The organism is Kitasatospora sp. NPDC034533, assembly GCF_055575155.1.
Genome location: NZ_JBVITE010000177.1, coordinates 1 through 1,173, shown reverse-complemented (window position 1 = coordinate 1,173; position 1,173 = coordinate 1). Strand labels below are relative to the sequence as shown.

Here is a 1,173-nt window from a genome sequence, read left to right as displayed (position 1 = left end):
TGAGGTTCCCCCGACGTGCGGAAGGTTGCCGGAGATGGCCTGATGGGCCATGAGAAGGGAGCCTCTGCCATGGCTGCACCGATGAAGTACCCGCCCGAGTTGCGGCAGCGAGCGATTGCCGCGTACCGCGCCGCCGACCCGAAGCCGGTGATCCGGCAGTTGGCCCGTGATCTCGGGGTTCACCACGAGGCTTTGCGCAACTGGATCCGCCAGGACGAGGCGGACCGGGGCGAGCGCGACGACCGGCTGACCACCGCCGAGAAGGAGGAGCTGGCCGCTCTGCGCAAGGAGAACGCCGAACTTCGCCGGTCCTGCGAGATCCTCAAGGCCGCCTCGGCTTTTTTCGCCCAGGAGCTCGACCCGACCCGGCGACGGTACTGAAGCTCATCGACGAGCACCAGGACCGCTTCGGGGCCGAGCCCATCCTCCGGGAACTGCACATCCCCGCCTCCACCTACTACCGCTGGCGCCGCGACGTCCACGAGCCCTGCGAGCGCAGACGCCACGACGCCGAGCTGACCGAGCACATCCGCCGCATCCACGCCGAGTCCGACGAAACCTACGGCTCCCCGCGCGTCCACGCCGTCCTGCGGCGCGAGGGCACCCACGTCGGCCGCAAGCGCGTCGAGCGCCTGATGCGCCAGGCCGGACTGCAAGGCGTCAGCCCGCGCCGGCCCCGCGGCTTCACCCGCCGCAATCCGGCGGCCGAGTCGGCCCCGGACCTGGTCCAGCGCGACTTCACCACCGACGCCCCGAACCGGCTGTGGGTGGCCGACATCTCGCTGATCCCGACCGGCGAGGGCCCGTGGTGGCTGGCCTCGATCCGCGACGCCTTCTCCCGAGGGATCGTGGGCTGGCACACCTCCGAGCGCGCGGACGCCGACCTGGTCCTCACCGCTCTGGAGTACGCGCTGCACGGGCGGCCCGTCGAGCCCGGGAAGCTGATCCACCACAGCGACCACGGCTGCCAGTACACGTCGATCAAGCTCACAACTCGCCTGCTGAAGGCGGGAATCGAGCCGAGCATGGGCACCGTGGGCGACTCCTACGACAACGCCCTCGCGGAGAACTTCTGGAGCGTGCTGAAGACCGAGTGCGTGCGCCGCGCCACCTTCGCGACCCGCGCCGACGCCGACCTCGCCCTGTTCGCCTACATCGACGGCTGGTACAACA

Annotated in this window: 2 protein-coding genes; both read left to right on the top strand. The window is 70.2% G+C overall.

The window, feature by feature from the left end; genetic code table 11:
• The first annotated feature begins 69 nt into the window (after window positions 1-69).
• On the top strand, window positions 70-381 hold the full coding sequence (locus tag ACZ55U_RS39105) for a transposase (RefSeq protein ID WP_465534416.1): 312 nt from the start codon (window positions 70-72) through the stop codon (window positions 379-381).
• Window positions 312-1,173: IS3 family transposase (locus ACZ55U_RS39100; protein ID WP_465534418.1), on the top strand; the 862-nt coding region annotated here is incomplete at its 3' end. The genes ACZ55U_RS39105 and ACZ55U_RS39100, both read left to right, overlap by 70 nt.